Annotated in this window: 16 protein-coding genes; 9 read left to right on the top strand and 7 right to left on the bottom strand. The window is 61.3% G+C overall.

Annotation, left to right across the window (positions count from 1 at the left end):
• Positions 1–25 precede the first annotated feature (25 nt).
• Positions 26–367, bottom strand: a complete 342-nt coding sequence (locus FTO74_RS08905; RefSeq protein ID WP_162537827.1) for a hypothetical protein — start codon at positions 365–367, stop codon at positions 26–28.
• A gap of 195 nt (positions 368–562) precedes the next feature.
• Here FTO74_RS08905 and FTO74_RS08900 point away from each other — a divergent pair, with 195 nt between their 5' ends.
• Complete coding sequence (locus FTO74_RS08900; RefSeq protein ID WP_255462584.1) at positions 563–1,390, top strand: hypothetical protein; 828 nt, start codon at positions 563–565, stop codon at positions 1,388–1,390.
• A gap of 74 nt (positions 1,391–1,464) precedes the next feature.
• Positions 1,465–2,082, top strand: a complete 618-nt coding sequence (gene yihA / locus FTO74_RS08895) for a ribosome biogenesis GTP-binding protein YihA/YsxC (RefSeq protein ID WP_162537826.1) — start codon at positions 1,465–1,467, stop codon at positions 2,080–2,082.
• A gap of 303 nt (positions 2,083–2,385) precedes the next feature.
• Here yihA and FTO74_RS08890 read toward each other — a convergent pair whose 3' ends face one another.
• From FTO74_RS08890 to FTO74_RS08880, 3 genes are all read right to left on the bottom strand, one after another.
• A complete protein-coding gene (locus tag FTO74_RS08890; RefSeq protein WP_220399108.1) occupies positions 2,386–3,102 on the bottom strand; it encodes a hypothetical protein in 717 nt (238 codons plus the stop codon).
• Between the two features lie 79 nt (positions 3,103–3,181).
• Complete coding sequence (locus FTO74_RS08885; protein ID WP_162537824.1) at positions 3,182–4,525, bottom strand: inositol-3-phosphate synthase; 1,344 nt, start codon at positions 4,523–4,525, stop codon at positions 3,182–3,184.
• Positions 4,526–4,691: 166 nt separating this feature from the next.
• Positions 4,692–5,315, bottom strand: coding sequence for a DedA family protein (locus FTO74_RS08880; protein ID WP_162537823.1), 624 nt, complete (start codon positions 5,313–5,315; stop codon positions 4,692–4,694).
• Between the two features lie 120 nt (positions 5,316–5,435).
• On the opposite strand from FTO74_RS08880, the gene nth reads away from it, so the two are divergent.
• Positions 5,436–6,125 (top strand): endonuclease III, encoded by a 690-nt coding sequence (gene nth / locus FTO74_RS08875; RefSeq protein WP_162537822.1) that lies wholly within the window; start codon positions 5,436–5,438, stop codon positions 6,123–6,125.
• Here the strand turns inward: nth and FTO74_RS08870 are convergent.
• Together FTO74_RS08870 and FTO74_RS08865 are read right to left on the bottom strand one after the other, a co-directional pair.
• Positions 6,122–6,877: a uroporphyrinogen-III synthase gene (locus FTO74_RS08870; protein WP_162537821.1), complete on the bottom strand. Its 756-nt coding sequence runs from the start codon at positions 6,875–6,877 to the stop codon at positions 6,122–6,124. The genes nth and FTO74_RS08870 overlap by 4 nt on opposite strands.
• A 395-nt stretch (positions 6,878–7,272) precedes the next feature.
• Entirely contained in the window at positions 7,273–8,553 is a 1,281-nt protein-coding gene (locus FTO74_RS08865; protein WP_162537820.1) for an Hsp70 family protein, read from the bottom strand.
• Between the two features lie 61 nt (positions 8,554–8,614).
• Here FTO74_RS08865 and FTO74_RS08860 point away from each other — a divergent pair, with 61 nt between their 5' ends.
• Positions 8,615–9,100, top strand: a complete 486-nt coding sequence (locus FTO74_RS08860) for a heme-degrading domain-containing protein (RefSeq protein ID WP_162537819.1) — start codon at positions 8,615–8,617, stop codon at positions 9,098–9,100.
• 283 nt (positions 9,101–9,383) lie between these two features.
• Here FTO74_RS08860 and FTO74_RS08855 read toward each other — a convergent pair whose 3' ends face one another.
• Complete coding sequence (locus FTO74_RS08855; protein WP_220399107.1) at positions 9,384–12,149, bottom strand: M14 metallopeptidase family protein; 2,766 nt, start codon at positions 12,147–12,149, stop codon at positions 9,384–9,386.
• Between the two features lie 305 nt (positions 12,150–12,454).
• On the opposite strand from FTO74_RS08855, the gene FTO74_RS08850 reads away from it, so the two are divergent.
• From FTO74_RS08850 to FTO74_RS08830, 5 genes are all read left to right on the top strand, one after another.
• Complete coding sequence (locus FTO74_RS08850) at positions 12,455–14,254, top strand: MFS transporter (RefSeq protein WP_162537817.1); 1,800 nt, start codon at positions 12,455–12,457, stop codon at positions 14,252–14,254.
• 30 nt (positions 14,255–14,284) lie between these two features.
• On the top strand, positions 14,285–15,427 hold the full coding sequence (locus FTO74_RS08845; protein WP_162537816.1) for an SIS domain-containing protein: 1,143 nt from the start codon (positions 14,285–14,287) through the stop codon (positions 15,425–15,427).
• A gap of 79 nt (positions 15,428–15,506) precedes the next feature.
• Positions 15,507–15,950, top strand: coding sequence for a hypothetical protein (locus FTO74_RS08840; protein ID WP_162537815.1), 444 nt, complete (start codon positions 15,507–15,509; stop codon positions 15,948–15,950).
• 78 nt (positions 15,951–16,028) lie between these two features.
• Complete coding sequence (locus FTO74_RS08835) at positions 16,029–17,288, top strand: FtsX-like permease family protein (protein ID WP_162537814.1); 1,260 nt, start codon at positions 16,029–16,031, stop codon at positions 17,286–17,288.
• A 48-nt stretch (positions 17,289–17,336) separates the two neighbouring features.
• On the top strand, positions 17,337–18,338 hold the full coding sequence (locus FTO74_RS08830; RefSeq protein WP_162537813.1) for a cytochrome D1 domain-containing protein: 1,002 nt from the start codon (positions 17,337–17,339) through the stop codon (positions 18,336–18,338).
• The last annotated feature ends 8 nt before the right edge of the window (positions 18,339–18,346 follow it).

The raw sequence follows: 18,346 nt of genomic DNA, 5'->3' as shown, positions 1-18,346 counted from the left end.
TAGCGCGGCTGCCTGCCTTGAACTGTCAGCGATGGTAGAAGCCCTTGTCGTAGCCGCGCAGGTATGCACCCCGAAAGTACTGCACGTAAGGTCCGCGCGGGCCGTAGTTGGGGTCGTAACCGGGAGCCTTGCGGAAACGGATGTTGCTCCGTGGAGCGTAACCGGCCGCCGTATAGGCATCGTGCGCACCGTCATCGACGCCAGCCCGGAAGCCGTTGCTCTCGGCCATCTCCACCAGTTGCGGCACGGGCGCGTTGGATGGAGGAGGCGGTGGAGGCGGGTAGTACGGCTGTATGGGGTGACTACAACCGACCAGCGATATCGCCATCGCGGCCACCGTGGGGAGAAAAAAACGGTTCAGTTTCATAGCAGGCACCTCATCCTTTCTCGTTGCTTGAACCTTGGATGAAGGATTTTGTTGTGGGTGAAAGCATCCTCCGCTGCGTATATGATGGCCCTGCTGGAACAGGACAACTTGAACGGGCCGGAGGTCATCTACCCAAAAGGTAGCCCGGTCCGCAGAGATCCCGATCATGGTTCAGGCTTGAAGAACGGAGAAGATATGTTGAACTCGAAACAGATGGCAGTTTTGACTACGGCGGCTTTGAGCGCCGCGATGATGCTTGGCGGATGCAAAAGTGCGCCGCCGAGCCCGGCTCCGGCGACACAGCCCCAGGGAGTGCTGAACTCCGATGGCTCACGGACCAATCCGGATGGATCGGTGACGTATCCGCCGGGCTCGGCTCCGGCTGCCGCTGCGCAACAGACAGCTCCGGCCACGACTGCTCCGGCTTCTGCGCCCGCTACTGCTCCGGCTGCCGCTCCTGTGGCCGCGCCGGCTCCGGCTCCGGCCCCTGTAGCGGCGGCTCCTGCTCCACCGCCCGCTCCGGTGCTGAGGACCGTAAAGGCAGGCACCCCGGTAGTGATTCGCGTGAACCAGGCTCTGGCCGCCAGCAAGAACGAGGTCGGCGATCGCTGGTCGGGTGTGCTCGAGCGTCCGGTGGCCACGGTGGGCGGCGGTACGGTGTTTAGCCGGGGAACCCCGGTGAGCGGAACGGTTGTGGCCTCGAAGGGCAAGGGGCGCTTCAAGGGCGCGGGCGCGCTGGCCATCGACCTGACCGCAATCGGTCGGCAGGGCGTCAGCTCCAGCAGCTACGAGGTGGAGAACAAGGGCCGGGGCAAGCGCACGGCCGGCTTTGCCGGAGGCGGCGCTGGACTGGGAGCCATCATCGGCGGCATCGCGGGCGGCGGCAAGGGCGCGCTGATCGGCGGACTGAGCGGTGCGGGCGCGGGTACGGCTGCGGGTGCCTTTACCGGAAGCCGCGATGTAGTGATTCCATCCGAGACTGTGATTACCTTTCGGCTGGTGTCATCCATCAGAGTTCCCTAGACCTGAGAGAGCATAAGCAGCAAGGCCCGCGGATACCGCGGGCTTTGTTGTCTGCGGAGAGGTACACTTGAGGGATGCGCCTGACTCCAGTATTTCTTCTCTCCGCCACCGACGCCGCGCACTTCCCTGGGGAGACCAAGACCTATGGGGCTCCGGAGATTGCCTTCCTCGGGCGCTCGAACGTCGGTAAGTCTTCCCTTATCAATGCTTTGCTGGGATCGAAGCAGGCGCACACCTCCTCGACGCCGGGACGGACGCGCGCCATCAACTTCTTCGCGCTGCACGAGGGCGCGGGCGATAAGAAGAAGCAGCGACCGACGATGATCTTCGCCGACCTGCCGGGATACGGGTACGCCAAGATCTCGAAGGCTATATCGGCGGAGTGGCCGAAGTTTATCGAGCCTTATCTGGCTGAGCGCGAGACGCTGGCGCTGGCGGTCTGCCTGGTGGATACGAACATTCCTCCGCAGGCGAACGATACGGTTTTGATCCGGTATTTGCAGGAGATGGGTAAGCCTTATCTTGTGGTGGGAACGAAGGCTGACCGGCTCTCGGGCAATGTGCTGGCAAAGTCGGTGGCTGCGCTGAAGAAGGCGCATGGGGTGGAGGAGATTCTGGTGGTGTCGTCAAAGACCGAGGCTGGCACCGGGGTTCTGTGGCAGGCACTTCGTGCCGTTCTCGGGGCGGTATAGGCAGGACCAACGGCATGGGGCCTCCCGCTGGTCGGCAGCGAGGATATTTCTTCCGGCCAACAGAAGGAGCGGCCCAAACTTGGAAAGGGCGTGTGAACGCCCACGCCTTCAACCAGTCGATTAAGAGTCGAATGCTCTGCCGACGCAACCGAACCCCGTCCGGCAGGCAGACTTTTCTCTTTTGAAGAAAGCATACCTCGGGGCTAAAGCCCGGGTTTACCCCAAGAGCAAAAGCAACGACAAAAGCAGATTCCTCCGCTTCGCTCCTGAATGACAACCAAGAAAACAGGCAACAGCAACGGCTCAAGTTCCCAGCTTTAGCTGCAATTGTTCTGCCTTGGTGAGAAAAGCATCGCGGCGCGGGGGGCGCTCGCGGTAGAAGTGATGGGGAGCAGCGGCACACCAACGGCGACGCACGTCTCCCGCGGGCAGGATTTCGAGCAGCCGCGAGTCTAAATCGCGGAGTTCGGCAGCGGTGCCGAAGGTGAACGAGACCAGATCGAGGCCGTTGGTTTCAAGGTACCGCTTCAAAATCCCAGGGCCATCCAGTGCATCGGGGCGCGGGGCGTGATCGATGTTGAGAACGATGGTTCCCTGATCGTGAAAGTGGTCGATGAAGGTGGTCGGCTCCTCTGCGGTGTCAGCGAATAGCTCGGGGCAGACGCCTCGGTCAAGAAGCTCGGCAAGAGCCTCGTTAGGGGAGGCTTCAAGGGCAACGGAGAGCGGCTGGCGCTTGCGAATCTCGTTTTTGAGGACGCGCAAGGCCTCATCGAGAGTATTGACGGCGAAGTCGCAGTCGCCTGCGCGGAGAGCAGCACGGCAGACTTTGGGACTGGCGTCGATGGCAAGCGCGACGGCTCCGACGATGTTCGCGGCACGGGCTAAGGCGGCTCCGATGGGGCTAAGGCTGGTGCAGAGGAGCAGAGAGCCGGGCCACTGCTCCAGCGGGCGGACCAGCAGGAGGAGGGTGACCATGCGCAGGACTCGCTCCTGGTGGCTCTCTTCCCTTTCTTGCGTCATTGGTCCCTCGTATTGGCAGATAAGACAAAGCGGCGGCTGAGAGTATCAGCCGCCGCATGTTTGGTTCTGGACTGCGGGTTTACTCCTCGCCGTAGTAGTCCAGGCCGAGGTGGGTGATTAGCTCTTCGCCCATGATGTAGCGCAGGGTGTTCTTGAGCTTCATGTTCTGGATGAAGATATCGTGCTCGGGGTAGACGCCGGGCGCGGTATCGGGGTCCTTGAAGTAGAAGCTGAGCCATTCCTGGATACCGAGGCCCTTGAGGATGTCCGTGCGGGCGGCGAGGTCCATGTAAAGAACCAGGTCGAGCGCGAGCGGCGCAGCCAGAATGGAGTCGCGGCAGAGGAAGTCTACCTTGATCTGCATCGGGTAACCGAGCCATCCGAAGATATCGATGTTGTCCCAACCCTCTTTGTTATCACCACGAGGCGGGTAGTAGTTAATCCGCACCTTATGGAAGATATCGCCGTAGAGTTCGGGGTTCTTCTCGGGCTGGAAGATGTGCTCGAGCACACCGAGCTTCGAGACTTCCTTCGTCTTGAAGTTATCGGGATCGTCCAGCACTTCGCCATCGCGGTTGCCGAGGATGTTGGTGGAGTACCATCCGGCGACGCCGAGCTGGCGGACCTTGAAACCGGGCGCGAGAACCGTCTTGATGAAGGTCTGGCCGGTCTTGAAGTCCTTACCGCAGATCGGAGCGCCCATCTTCTTCGAGAGCTCCTGCAGAGCGGGGATGTCCACGGTCAGGTTGGGCGCGCCGTTGGCGAAGGGGATGCCCTCCTTGAGCGCGGCCCAGGCGTAGAGCATCGACGGGGAGATATCCGGATCGTCGTCGACGAGACCCTTCTCGAAGGCCTCGAGGGTCTGGTGGACCGGCTTGGGCTCGATGTAGATCTCGGTGGAGCCGCACCAGATCATGACCTGGCGGTCGGTCTTGGTCTTGAACTCGGCGATATCGTTGCGGATCTGGTTGGCCAGATCGCACTTGTTCTTGCCGACCTTCTGCACCTTGGGGTCGAGGCGCTTGACCCAGCGCTGGTCGAAGGCCGCAGGCATGGGCTCGATGGACTGGAGGAACTCCTTCATGCTCTCGAGCTGGTCGCGGTCGAGCACGGCAGCGGTCTTGGCCGCGTCGTACAGGTTGCCGCCGAAGATATCCCAACCGGTGAAGACGAGGTCTTCGAGCGGCGCGAGATCGAGGAAGTTCTTGATGAGGGGCGTACGGTCGTCAGTACGCTTGCCGAGGCGGATGGTTCCCATCTGAGTCATGGAACCGAAGGGCTTGGCGAAACCGCGGCGGACGGCCTCTACGCCGGCGATGAGTGTGGTGGCGACTGCTCCCATGCCGGGAATCATGACGCCGAGCTTACCTGTGTGAGGCTTGATGCTGGCCGCGGCGTGGTTCGCGGCTCCGGTGCTGGACATTCTGTAAGGACCCTTCTTGACTACGATATTCCGTAAAAGCGGACGGTTTAGTATCGCTCACGCAACACACGAGGCGCAAATAGGTACTTCGTACCGTTGTCGGGGCGGTGGGGGCGGAATTAGTTTCTGAGTGCCTCCCGTTGGTCGGCATCTGAAATCTTTTTCGCTAGGCTTCAGTGCGGATGCGGTTCTTCCAGTGAGAGGAGATGAACCAGACGAACCCTGCGACCAGAAAGACCTCCACACCCAGGTGAAAGCGGTGGAAGATTTCCTTGAACTGTGGGTTGGTGTTGAAGGTGTCGCCCAGGCGCATACCCACGTAAGCCAGCGCGTAGCACCAGGGCCAGGAGCCGATGAAGGTGTAGATGTGGAAGCGGAGCTGGTTCATCTTGGCGACGCCCGCGGGCAGCGCGATGAACGTGCGGACGATGGGCAGCATACGGCCGATGAGGACTGCGAGCGAGCCGTACTTGGCAAAGAAGTGCTCGACACGGTCGAGGTCGCGACGGCTGAGGAGCACGTAGCCGCCGAAGCGCTCGACCATGGGGCGGCCGCCGCGGGCGCCGATCCAGTAGGCGATGGCAGAGCCTACGTTGCTGGCAATGGAAGCGACGGTGGCCAGGATGACCAGCTCCCACTGGCTGTGAGCGAGGGCGTAACCGGCGAGCGGCATGACGACCTCGGACGGGATGGGGACGCAGGCGGACTGGATGGCCATGAGGATGAAGACACTGGCGTAGCCGCCGCTGGCGATAAGGCCGACGAGTATGGTGAAGATTTTTTCGGACATGCGCTTGCAGTATAGCGGGTCGGGATTAAAAAGCACGCGAAGCGTCCAAGACCGCACGCAGTGCCGCCCGTCCGGCGTGAGGACGCTTTTGCCGTTGCTTCTTGTTAGCATCAGGTAAAGATGACGACAAGCAAGGTGGCACGGAAGAAAACGACAAGGAAGCCTCTGGCTCCTGAGCGGATCTCGGCGATTCTGGATGTGCTGGCGAAGACCTATCCCGGCGTGGTGTGCGCGCTGAACCATCGCAACGCGTGGGAGTTGACGATTGCCACGATTCTCTCGGCGCAGTGTACGGATGTGCGCGTGAACCTGGTGACTCCGGCGCTGTTCAAGATGTTTCCCACGCCGAAGGCGATGGCTGCGGCTTCCCTGCCGGAGCTTGAGGAGCTGATCCGGACGACGGGATTCTTTCGCAATAAGGCTAAGTCGATTCAGGGCGCGTCGCGGGTCATTGTGGAGGAGTTTGGGGGCAAGGTTCCGCAGACGATGGAGGAGCTGCTGCGGCTGCCGGGTGTGGCGCGGAAGACCGCGAACGTCGTTCTGGGGTCGTTTTACGAGATTGCCGTGGGCGTGGTGGTGGATACGCATGTGCTGCGAATCTCGCGGCGGCTGGAGCTGACCAAGGAGGAGTCGCCGGAGAAGATCGAGCGGGATCTGGTGAAGATTATTCCGCAGAATCGGTGGATCGCCTTCTCGCATGAGCTGATTCATCATGGGAGGCAGGTTTGCATCGCGCGGAAGCCACGATGTGTGGACTGTACGCTGGAGACGCTGTGTAACTCAGGGGATAAGACCTGGAGTTCGCATTAGAGGCTGGCGAAGTAGGCGGCCAGGGCTTCGACCAAGCTGGGGATGGTGGCTTCCTGAGCTTCGATCTGTGGGGGTAGGTTCAGTTCGCGCAGGGTGCGGGTGGTGATGGGGCCGATGGAGGCCCGGGCGATGGTCTCAGGCAGGGTCAGGCTGGCGGCGTGGAGCAGCTCGGTCAGGTTGGTGGCCGTGGATGCGCTGGTGAAGGTGATGGCGTGCGGGTGGTGTGTGGGGTCGGCCAACAGGTGCTTTAAGGCTGCTATGGACTCCTTGGGAATGACCGCCCGGTAGGCCTCGGCGATGGTGATGTGTGCCCCGGCAGCAGTTAGGGCTTCGGGCAGGTAGTCACGGGCTACGGCGGCGCGGAGCAGCAGCATACGGGCGGCGGGGGCGTGTGGGAGCAGTGCCTCGGCCAGTGATTCGGCTACGTACTTTGGGGGGACGAGATCGGCGTGGATGCCTCGGGATTGCAGGGCTTTGGCGGTGGCTGGGCCGATGGCGGCGATCTTCAGGGTTGGGGGAATTTTGTGTTGTGCAAGGGCTTCGACGGCGTTGGCGCTGGTCAGGATGAGCCAGTCGAAAGTGGTCAGGTTGGACAGGATTTGGTTGAGTACCGCGAGGTCTTCGGGGGGAGCAATTTCGATAGTAGGTATGAGGATAGTTTCGGCTCCCAGGGCTTCGAGTTGCGTGGCGAGGTCGGAGCCCTGGGTGCGAGTGCGCGTGATGAGGATGCGGCGGTGGGCTAGGGGGAGCATCTGGAGTTAGTTTAGGCGGTTTGGAGAGGGTAATTGAGAGATAGTGGCCCGGAGTTGTCACGGGGGTGAAGAAAGCGTTCCTCAGCGGCTAAAGCCGGTTGATCGGCGTGCGTGGATGGCACGGCTGAAGCCGTGCCCTTAATGGTCTGGGTTAGGTGGAAGAAAGCATACCTCAGGGGCTAAAGCCCGCTTCTTTGGTGGGTTTTGATGTCCGGGCTAAAGCCCGGACCTACCCCAGAAGCAACAGCAACGACAAAGGCAGAAGCATATTCCTCCGCTTCGCTCCTGAATGACAACAAAAAAACAGGCAACGGCAACAAAAACAAACAACGACAACAACAAACAACGGCAACAACGTCCTTGTGACAATCGGACCTTTTTTTTGCTGTTGTCAGTTATGACTGAAGTGCGCGGAGGGCCAGTCCCTGCGCGACCGAGGTGAACTCGTTGCCAGTGGTGATGCGGTTGGGGAAGCGCGACTCGAAGATGTGGCGGACGGCGGGGACGAAGCTGGTGCCGCCGGTGAGGAAGACGCGGTCGATACTGGCGGGGGCGACGCCGGTGGAGGTGAGGAGCGAGTCGATGGACTCGGCGATCTGCTCGAGTTCGGGGGCGATCCACTGCTCGAACTCGCTGCGCGTGACCGTGGCCCGGAGGTCGAGGCTGCCATCCTTGAACTGGAAGTGCGAGACCTCTTGCCGGGAGAGGTCGATCTTGGTGCGCTGCACGGCCTGGTGGAGCTGGTAGCCGAGGTCCTCGTCGATGAGGGTGAGCAGGGCCTGAATTTTTTCCGGCTCCAGTGCTCGCTTGTGGGCGCTGGTCAGGATCTCCAGCACGTTGCGCGTGCGCAGGAAACTGAGGTAGTGCCAGCGTTCCAGGTTCGCGTAGATCCAGGCTGGGACGGCGGGCAACGTTTTGTTGAGGCCGCGGGCGAGCGAGTCCGACCCTAGCGCCGGGGAGATGAGCTTGCGGACGATCTTGGCGTCGAAGGTGTCGCCCGCCAGCGGCAGGCCGGAGGTGCCGAGGATCTTGCGGCTGGCCGTGGGGCCGACGGTCAGGATGGAGAAGTCGCTGGTGCCGCCGCCGAAGTCGCCGATGAGGATGGTCTCGTCGTGGTCGAGCGTGAGCTGGTAGCTGTAGGCCGCGCCGATGGGTTCCAGCTCGAACTCGACCGACTCGAAGCCCGCGCGGAGGAAGGAGGCGCGCAGACGGGTGAGGGCGAACTCCTCGTCTTCGGGAGTTTCTGCCCCGACGAAGCGGACGGGGCGGCCAACGGTGGCGTGGCGGATGGGCGTGGCGAACTGCTGCTCGGCGCGCAGGCGCAGGTCGGTGAGGATGCGGGAGATGAGGTCTTCGAGGGTGTAGTGGCGACCGAAGACCTCGGTGCCGGTGAGCGAGCGGCTGGGCAGGTAGGACTTGAGCGACTGGATGAGGCGGCCAGGGTGGTCGCCTTCGCCGTGCGCGGCTAGGTAGCGGTCGATAGCGGCGGGACCGGAGGCGGAGAGGACGCGGCCTTTCACCTTCTCTAGGTAGAGGATGGAGCGCGAGCTGGCGCTGCCGTTCGAGAAGCGGGTCAGCTCGACGGTGGTGGCTGGTGCGGCGTTGCCGGCTCGTGCGACTGAGCTGTTGGTGGTTCCGAAGTCGATGCCGATGGCCTGAGGATTCGTGCGACACATGAAGGGTTATTATGGCGCAGATAGACCGACTAGAGTTAATGCAGAAACAGAGGAGATGAGGATGGGGTTGGCGGAAGATATCGAACGGATGAAGGTGCAGGAGGCGAAGCTCCAGTTTGCGGAGTTTGGCGCGGAGACAGCTTGGACGATCGGGAGCAAGCTAAGAGATCGGTCGATTGCTCTCGGCGCGGGGATGACCTTCGAGATTCAGGTGGCGGGGCGAATGTTGTTTGCCGTCGCCATGAATGGGGCCGCGCAGGGGCAGGAGGATTGGATTCGGCGGAAGAGGAATACGGTGATGCGGTTTGGGCGGTCGTCGTACCATGTGGGGCGGCAGTTGGTTTTGGATGGGACCACGCTCGAGGAGCGGCAGGGGTTGAAGCTCGCCGACTATGCCGCGCATGGGGGTGGGTTTCCGGTGGTGCTGCGTGGGACCGGGTTGGTGGGGACGGTTGTGGCCAGCGGGCTGCCGCAGCGGGATGACCATGAGATGGTCGTCGCGGTGTTGGCGGAGGTGTTGGGGGTTACGGGCGTGGCTTTGGATTGAGTTGGTGGGCTGAGGGGGAAAGCATACTTCGGGGCTAACGCTCACTTTTGGGGTGAGGGTTAGTGTCGGGGCTAAAGCCCCGACCTACCTCAGAAGCAACGGCAAAGACAACAACCGAAGCAACAACAAAAGCAAAAGCAAGAACAACGACAGAAGCAGATTCCTCCGCTTCGCTCCTGAATGACAACCAAGAAAACCAACAACAGCAACGACAAAAACAGAAGCCCTTTACGGCACAGCTTTAGCCATTCCGTAAAGGGTTTTAGAGAGTGGCGGGAAGGCTCTACTTCCCTAACGTGGTTGGCTCCAAGCCTCCGTACATGACGCCGTTGAAGAGCAGCTTGAAGGTGCCGTGAGGCTCGCCTCGGAACGAGACCTCCGGCCCCAGGACGATGACGTTGCCCTTGCCTAGCTTGCCCGCAACCGCTGCTGTTCCCCCGTTCAGGTACTCCTGCCCCCAGGCCCAGCCGCTGGTCAGCGTCTGGGGCTTGGAGAACCAGGCCGCCGCGTAGGTGTGCTTTGAGGACGCGTTCGGCGCGAGCCGGAAGATGGGGCTGCTGTCGAAGAAGAAGTTCACCTTGTCCGGCATCCCGTAGGCCAGGGGCACCGTGTTGTCGATGTTGGCCTCCATGAGAGAGCCGGGGATGAAGAACTTCTCGCGGGCGAGTGGTCGCTCCGGCGCTCCGGGGGCGCGCTCGACGAGGTAGTTCGAGATGGGCAGGCCGAGGATCTCTGCCATCACCGTGGAACTGCCCACCGTGACGATGGAGCCTCCGTCGTTGAGGAATGCCTTGATCTGCGGGAAGGTGGTGGCCTCGGTGATGCGGCCCGTCCAGCCCTGGAACTCGGCGGGAATGTCGTCGGGCAGCTTGGCTCCCTGTCCGCCGTTGCCGCGTCCTGCGAGGCCGCGGCGGAAGGCTCCGTCGGTGAAGATAATGACGTCGTACTTGCTCTTCAGGTCGCCCTTGTCGAGCGTCTGCGGGTAGACCATCTCGAAGGGAAACTCGAAGCGCTCGAAGAGCCAGCGGGTCCAGCCTGCGGGCAGGATGCCGCCGAACTGATCGTAGATGGCGATGCGGAGGGGCTTGAGCTTGTAGGCCTCACCCGTGGGCGCGGTGGGGACAGCATAGATGGTGAGGCCAAGTTCTTTGGCGTTCTTTTCGAGGATGGGCGTGGCCGTTCCCGAAGCCGGAACCCAGAGCGTGCCGGAGTTCAGGTCATCCTTGCCTTGGGTAACAGAAGACTTCAGCCAGAAGACGTCGGCACCGGCTTTGAGTAGGCGGTTTTGCAGGATGACGCTGTTGTTGACGCGGTGACTGACGAGGTAGCCCGCAGGGTTCGCCGGGCCTACGATGCCGCCGCCAACGTAGGGCTGCATTGTCTTGTCGAGCAGCTTGAAGGGGCCGTCGAAGCCGTCCTGGATCTTGTCGTACTGCACGCCCATCTGCATGGCGAGCGTCCAGCCCGCGATGTCATATGGGGTAATGGGCGGACCGCCGGGGTACTTGACGTCGTGTGGGTGGTCCTGCGGCTCGAACATCTCGCGGACCATGGGGCGGAAGGCCTGCGCGGTCTTGACCACGTAGGAACCAGCCGGGTAGGTCTTGCCCGCTACCGTGAACGAGGCCGTGGCCTGATGGACGTCGAGGCCGTTCTTCAGCAGCATGTTGACGAACTTGGTCGCGGTTGGGAAGTCGGGCTGATCGGCGGAGATGATGTAGCCGCGCGGATCACGGAAGTTGGGGTCATGCAGGACAGACTCGTAGAGGCCGCTGGGGACGACGGTGTCGCTCGGCTCCAGTGTGACTCGGCCGCGCGCATCCGGGGCCGACTTCGAGGCCGCGTCCACCTTGCCCGCGGCTTCGAGCGCGTCGATGCGTTTGGGCGTGATGGTCCAGTAGTCCTTGCTGCCGCGCTCGATGGAGTTGCGGCCCATCTTGTAGAAGTTCCAGAGCACGATCTCTCGTCTGCGCGAGGCATAGTCGAGCATGGCGCGGTCGGTCTCCATGCAGTAGTCGATGGACTGGCGATAGTGCCAGGTCTGCGGCGCTACGGGCAGGGGGCGATCGCTGATGTAAAGCTGGCGCTCGGGGATGAGCGGAATCTGGATCGGAGTGGGGTTGCCGATGATCTCGGTGAGCAGCGCGATGGTGTTGTGGAAGGTGGTGGTGTTGCGCATTCCGCCGTCCCACCAGCCGTCGTAGTTGGCCTGGGTGCGCATGCCGGAGCCGCCCTTATCCTGCGAGACCAGGCGCTCGTGCAGGGCCACGCCGACCTGCTCGATGCCGAGAGTGACCAGGGGGTCGAGGTTGTGATTGACGGGGTCGCGCAGCGGCGGGATGTAGATGACCTCGCCAGCCGGGCCGGACTGGTGGTGGTTGTACATGAGCTGCGGGTTCCACTCGATGAAGAGCTGGCGGTTCATGTTGGCGGTCTCGGCCATGTTGGAGGTGAGCGAGTCGCGGTTGTCGTCGTGGCCGACGTACTTGGCGTAGAGGCGCGGCAGCAGGTCGTAGGAGCGCTTGGTCTCGTCCTTCTCGCGCATGTACCAGTTGGCGACCAGCTCCATGCCGTCGGGATTGGCGAAGGTGTAGAGGGCGATGTCGTCGTTGAGCAGGCGCATGGTCTCGGGATCGGTGCGGCTGAGCATCTGGTAGACGATCTCGATCAGTTGCTGCGAGCCAACGGTCTCGGTGGCATGCAGGCCGCCGTCGACCCAGACGATGGCCTTGCCCTCCTGAGCGAGCTTGTGGGCTTCCTCCTCGGAGATCTCGGCGTGCGCGAGCTTCTGCGAGATGGACTTGTAGTAGTCGAGCTTCTTCAGGTTCTCGGGCGAGCTGACGATGGCCATGTACTGAGGGCGGCCCTCCTCGGTCTTGCCGATCTCGACCAGCTTCATGCGGTTGGACTCGGTGGCCAGCTTCTTCCAGTAGGCCTCGGCCTGGGTGTAGGAGGCCATGTGGTAGTCGTCGCCCATGTTGAAGCCGAAGAACTCCTTGGGCGTCGTGATTTTGGGCGCAGTCTGGGCAAAAGAGAAGGCTGGAAGCAAAGACAGAAGCAAACAACACGCGGACAGGAAAGTTCTTTTCATTTCACATGTCTCCAACGGTTTATTGAATTTGCCAGATGATAGATCGAGCGATTCGGGTATTTACAGGAGTCACGAACAGAAGAAACGGCAACGGCAGGCCGACGGGCGGCTGGAAACAGAGGTTCCAGGGCACGGACGGCAAGCGCGGTGCAGACTGCTTGAAGTAACTTATGGGAGACAGCGATTACTGTACCATCGAGCGGGCTGTGGCTGAAGAGCAAATTTCAGCAGTCCGCGTTACGGAATAATATGGAACTACTTTTATGCCAGATCGAACGCACCTAATGCCCGATGCCAGCTCCAGCAGGATTCTCCGCTATAACCGCTTGCTCCTGCTGGTCGCAGGCCTGGGTGGGCTGCTCTATGGGGTGGACGTCGGCATCATCGGCGGCGCGCTGCCGTATCTTGAGGCGACCTCGCAGCTAACCGGCAGCCAACTGTCGATCATCGTGGCGGCGGTGTTGCTGGGCAGCGTCTTCTCCACGCTCTTTGCCGGGCTGCTGGCCGACTGGATGGGCCGCAAGCCGCTGATGATGGTGAGCGGCGCCATCTTCGCGCTGAGTATTCCGATGATCGCGCTCTCGCATGGGTATGGGCCGCTCTTTCTCGGGCGGCTGCTCCAGGGCGTGAGCGGAGGGCTGATCGGTGTGGCTGTTCCGCTGTATCTGGCCGAGTGTCTTTCGGCAAAGGATCGCGGCAAGGGCGCGGGCATCTTTCAGTGGCTGCTGACGCTGGGGATCGTGGCAGCAGCGGTCATCGGGATCTACTACAGCTATCGTGTGCAGGCAGTTGCGCGCGGCCTCTCCGCTGCTGAACTCTTCCAGGTGAAAGACCAGGCTTGGCGACGGATCTTCTGGATGTCGATGCCGCCGGGAATCCTCTTCGTGCTGGGTGCGTTCTTGGTTTCGGAGTCGCCGCGTTGGCTGTTTCGGCGAGGCAAGAAGGAGCAGGCGTTGCAGTCGTTACTGCGCTCCCGCAGCGTGGAGCAGGCAGAGCTTGAGTTGTACGAGATGGAGCAGGTAGAGCTGGCGGCGAAGGAGACAGCCACCGCTAAACGCGCATCCTCCGATTCCCTGCTGCAACGGCGGTACGTGCTGCCGTTCCTGCTGGCGTGCGTCATCCTGTTCTGCAATACGGCGACGGGGATCAACTCGGTCATTGGATACAACACGGATATTCTGCTGCAGAGCGGGCTCTCGGATCTTCGCGCGCACTGGGGATATGTGGCGTTTACCTTTGTGAACTTCCTGATGACGGTGATCGGGATGTCTCTGGTCGACCGCAAAGGCAGGCGTTTTCTGTTCCGCATGGGCACCTCCGGCATCATCGTCTCGCTGCTGTTTGTCGGAGTGCTCTTTCTCAAGACCGAGTCTCATCGTTACGACGCGGGCAGTGCCGTTCAGACGATGGCCGGGTCGAATGAGAAGCTGACCTTCCGCTTTGACCAGGCAACGGCACAACAGATTGCCGCGGCCAGCGGATACCGTATGGGGACCGCGGGGCCGGGGCCTATGTCGATGGCTGTGATCTACTCCTATGGCGGCTTCACCGCGACCACCAGCACGGTCCACTCCGACGACGCCGGTGCGGCTCCCCTGACGATCGACCGGGCAGGCTGTATTCCATCCAGCAAGGTCGAGGCCTTCTTCCGCAACCCGTTCGTCGATCTGGACGCGGCGCGGGTTGCACCACTCAAGATCGAGCACGCCTATATCGCTCCTATACCCGATGCGCTGCACGGCTGGCTGGTTGCGATTGGCTTGTATGTATTTACTGCCTTTTATGCGCTGGGGCCGGGCGTCTGCGTGTGGTTGGCTCTATCGGAGCTGATGCCGACGCGCATCCGTTCGAATGGAATGAGCATCGCACTGGTCATCAATCAACTCGTATCCACGACACTGGCGGCGATCTTCCTGCCTGTCGTGGGTATGTATGGCTACTCGAGGATGTTCTTCCTCTTCGCAGGATTCACCGTCATCTACCTGCTGACGGTGATCTTCTTTTTGCCTGAGACAAAGGGAAAGACGCTCGAGGAGATCGAGGCGTACTTCGAAGCCAACTAACCGGAAAGCTCTTCAATCAAGAAAGGTGATATGTCAGAATCTCTGCTTCCCACTCCCTATCCGCACTGGATGCTGCGTGAGATCCACGAACAGCCAGCGTCGCTCCAAGCCACGCTGGACCGATATGCCGAAGCAACGGGTCTGCGCGACGATGCCTGCGCCCCGGTGCGCAAGTGGCTTGATGAGCTTGGGCCGGATGGAGAGATTGTGATCGCGGCCAGCGGATCGAGCCGCCACGCGGGACTGGCTGGCGAAATCATGCTGGAGCAGCGAAGCGACCTCTCCATCGATGTGGAGTACGCGAGCGAGTACGTGTATCAGCGAGAGAGGATGCAGAAGCGCTCCGCCGTGGTAGTTATCTCACAGTCGGGCGAGACTGCCGATACGCTCGCCGCACTACGCAAGGCGAACCAGGCCGGAAGGCGGACGCTGGCCATTACCAACGTCGAAGGCTCCACAATGGCCCGTGAGGCAACGGTCTCGTTTCCACTGGGAGCGGGCCGGGAGCGGTCGATTCCTGCGACGAAGAGCTTCACCGGGCAACTGTTGAACCTTCATCTGCTGTCGCTCATCGCCGGTGAATTGGGCGGCCTGATCGATAGAGCGGAGATGGTTGTGCGACTGGATTCGATCCGCCGTATGACAGAGCGTATTGCCGCCCAGATGGACGGCTGGGAGCAGTCGGTTCACGCAGTCGCGGAGCACTACGCCGAGGCCAGCAGCTTCCTGTTTCTTGGACGCGGGATTCATTACCCTATCGCGCGCGAAGGTGCGCTGAAGCTGAAGGAATCGTCTTACTTACATGCGGAGGGATATCCCAGCGGCGAACTGAAGCATGGCCCCAATGCGCTGGTGAGCGAGGACACTCCGCTCGTTATGATCGCGACGGTCGATCGGCAGGATGAAGGCTCGGTGCTGCGCTACGGCAAGAGCGTGCAGTTGTTGCGGGATATGCGTGCGCAGGGGGCGAGGGTGTTGGCGATTGCCAATGCTGGCGATGCCGAGGTGGCAGAACTTGCTACCCACATCATCGCTGTGGAAGAGATGCCTGAGGAGTTGCTGGCTATCTCCGAGGTGATTCCGTTGCAGATGCTGGCTTACTTTATCGCGGTTCGTAAAGGGATCGACGTCGATCATCCAAGGCACCTGACCAAGGCTGTCCTGACGGAGTAGACAGAGGCGCGTGTCTTGGCATTAGTATGGTTCGGGTTTAAATTGCCAAACATCTCGTCACCCCAATTGGAGATCGTCTATGAAGAGGATGCAGCATCAGCTTCTGCTCGGCGCGCTGGTCTGTGGTCTGACCTACATGCCGGTGCCTGCAATGGCTCAGGCACCGGCCGCAACGGTATGGGTCAACGGCGCGCCGCCAGCGGGAGCCACGCAGAAAGAGCTCTACGGCAATCACCTGATGTACATCGGACACCGCAACGGCAACGGGCGGGTAGAGGTGCATAAGGCCCAGTCGGATATTCTCGTGGTGCAGAGCGGTGAGGCGGACTTTCTCTCCGGCGGCGAGATCCAGGAGCCGGTCTCGACGGGGCCGGACGAGCTGCAGGGAAGCTCGATCAAGGGTGGAACGAAGGTACATGTTGTCCCCGGTAGCGTGATCCATGTGGCTCCCGGTGTGCCGCACCAGTTTCTGATGCCGACGGGCACGCAGTTTACTTACCTCATCGTCAAGGTGAATAAGTAAGGCGTGAAGCTATAAGACGGAGCACGGTGAACTCGCCCGTGCTTCGTCATTGCTTAAAACCTAGTACCCTAAACCCGTATGCGTTTTGAACTCTTCATCGCCGCGCGTTACCTGCGCGCCAAGCGGCGTCAGGCTGTCGTCGGCGTCATTACGGCTATCTCGGTCGTCGGCGTCGCTGCCGGGGTCGCTTCGCTCATCATCGCGCTTGCCATCACCAACGGGATGCGCCGCGACCTGCAAGAGCGGCTGCTCGGGTCTACGGCGCACGTCGATCTTATGCGCATCGCGGGCGACGGCATCCACGACTGGCGGCCTCTACTTGCGCGGCTCTCTGCCCTGCCCCACGTTACTTCGGCCGCGCCTGGGCTCTACGGACAAGTGCTCATCTCCCGGGGAGCACGCAGCGGCGGCGGACTCATCAAAGGCATCGTTCCCGATCAGGAGCGCCACGTCAGCGACCTTCTGCAAGCCATCAAACAAGGCTCGGCGGAGTCGCTGAACCCAGGCCCCTGCGACTCTGCGCCCGCTGGCTGTGTTACTCCGGGGATTCCTCCTATCGTCATCGGCAAAGATCTGGCCGAGACTATTGGTGCTGGCGTTGGCGATACCGTCCTCGTCACCAGCCCGCAGGGCGAGTTGACTCCGCTCGGTCTCGTTCCCCGCTATCAGCGTTTCCAGGTAGCCGGAATCTTCTCCTCCGGCTTCTACCAGTACGACTCAAGCTACGCCTTCACGCGGCTCTTCGATGCGCAACGACTCTTCTCTGAGCCGGACCTTATCTCCGTCATCAGCTTCCGCGTCGACAACCTGTACCATGCCGATGTCGTGGGCCGTGACATCGAAGCCGCAGCCGGACAGGGCTTCCAGACCACCAACTGGATGCAGCAGAACCGCGAGCTATTCCGCGCACTCCAGCTCGAGCAGATTGTCACCTTTATCGTTCTCGCTCTGATCGTCTGCGTCGCCGCGCTCAACATTCTTATCGCACTCACGATGATGGTGATGGAGAAGACCCGCGACATCGCTGTTCTGATGAGCTTTGGAGTAACTGCCTCGCAGATTCGCCGCGTCTTTCTGCTGCAAGGCTTACTCATCTCTGTCATCGGGACCGTGCTCGGCATGGCGATCGGATTCGGTGCGAGCTGGGCCGGTGGCCACTACCAGTTCATCCGGCTCGATGCCTCGGTCTACTCGATTGACTACCTCCCCTTCGCTCCGCGCTTTACAGATGCTCTGCTTGTGGCTGCGGTCTCGCTTGGAGTAAGTCTGATTGCGACGCTCTACCCCAGCGCCTCGGCGGCTAAGGTGCTTCCCGCTGAGGCATTGCGCTACGAGTAAGCAGCCCGCGTGGACTCGCTATCTTTGGCCGGACTATAATCCTCGGCCATGCGAACTCACGCCATCTCACGCCTTCTGCTGCTCGGTCTAGCTTCAATGTTTGCCTCTTCGTACCTCGTAGCCCAAACCTTGGTAGTGGTCAATCAAGGAGATAGCAGTGTCAGCCTCGTTGATCCTCTAGCCGGGAAACAGCTTGCTACTGTAGCTGAGGCAACACCTGGAGTTCATGGGCACGAGGCTGCTGTCTCCGCCGATGGGCGCACGGCCTTTGTGCCGATATACGGCAGCACCGGCGTGGGTCATCCAGGTATCGACGGGCATGAGATGCTGCTCATCGATCTGCCATCGCGGAAGATCGTCGGCCACATTGATTTTGGTCATGCAGTCCGACCGCATCAGCCGGTTCTGTCGCCGGTAAGTGGGCTGCTCTACGTGACGACAGAACTCGATAACACGGTAACCGTGATTGATCCGAAGACCCGCAAGATCGTAGGCGCGGTGCCGACAGGGCAGAAAGAGTCGCACATGCTGGCGATCTCGCACGATGGCCGCCGAGGCTACACCGCGAACGTCGGCGCGGGTAGCGTCTCCATGCTCGATCTAGTTGGGAGAAAGACCATTGCCGTGATTCCGGTGTCGCTCGTGGTTCAAAGAGTTTCCATCTCAGCCGATGACAAGCTGGTGTTTACCGCGGACCAGACGAAGCCGCAACTGGCCGTGATTGACACCGCGACGAAGCAGGTGAAGATGCGGGTCACGCTGCCGGGACTGGGCTTTGGAACCGCGGCGACGCCCGATGGCCGCTGGCTGCTGGTGACGGTTCCTTCGATGAACCAGGTTGCAGTGGTGGACCTTCGCAACATGCAGGTGGTGCGCCACATCGAGGTGCCCAGCGCGCCGCAGGAGATTCTTATTCATCCTGACGGCAAGACTGCGTATGTATCCTGTAATACAAGTGGAGAAGTTGCGGCGATTGATCTGGCAGGGTGGAAGACGCAGAAGCTGATTCATGCGGGAAGCGGTTCGGACGGCCTCGCATGGGCGAGATAAAGTTGCAG

Source organism: Granulicella sp. WH15 (genome assembly GCF_009914315.1).
In the GTDB taxonomy this organism is placed as follows: Bacteria; Acidobacteriota; Terriglobia; order Terriglobales; family Acidobacteriaceae; genus Edaphobacter.
This window is presented reverse-complemented; position numbering and strand designations above follow the sequence as displayed.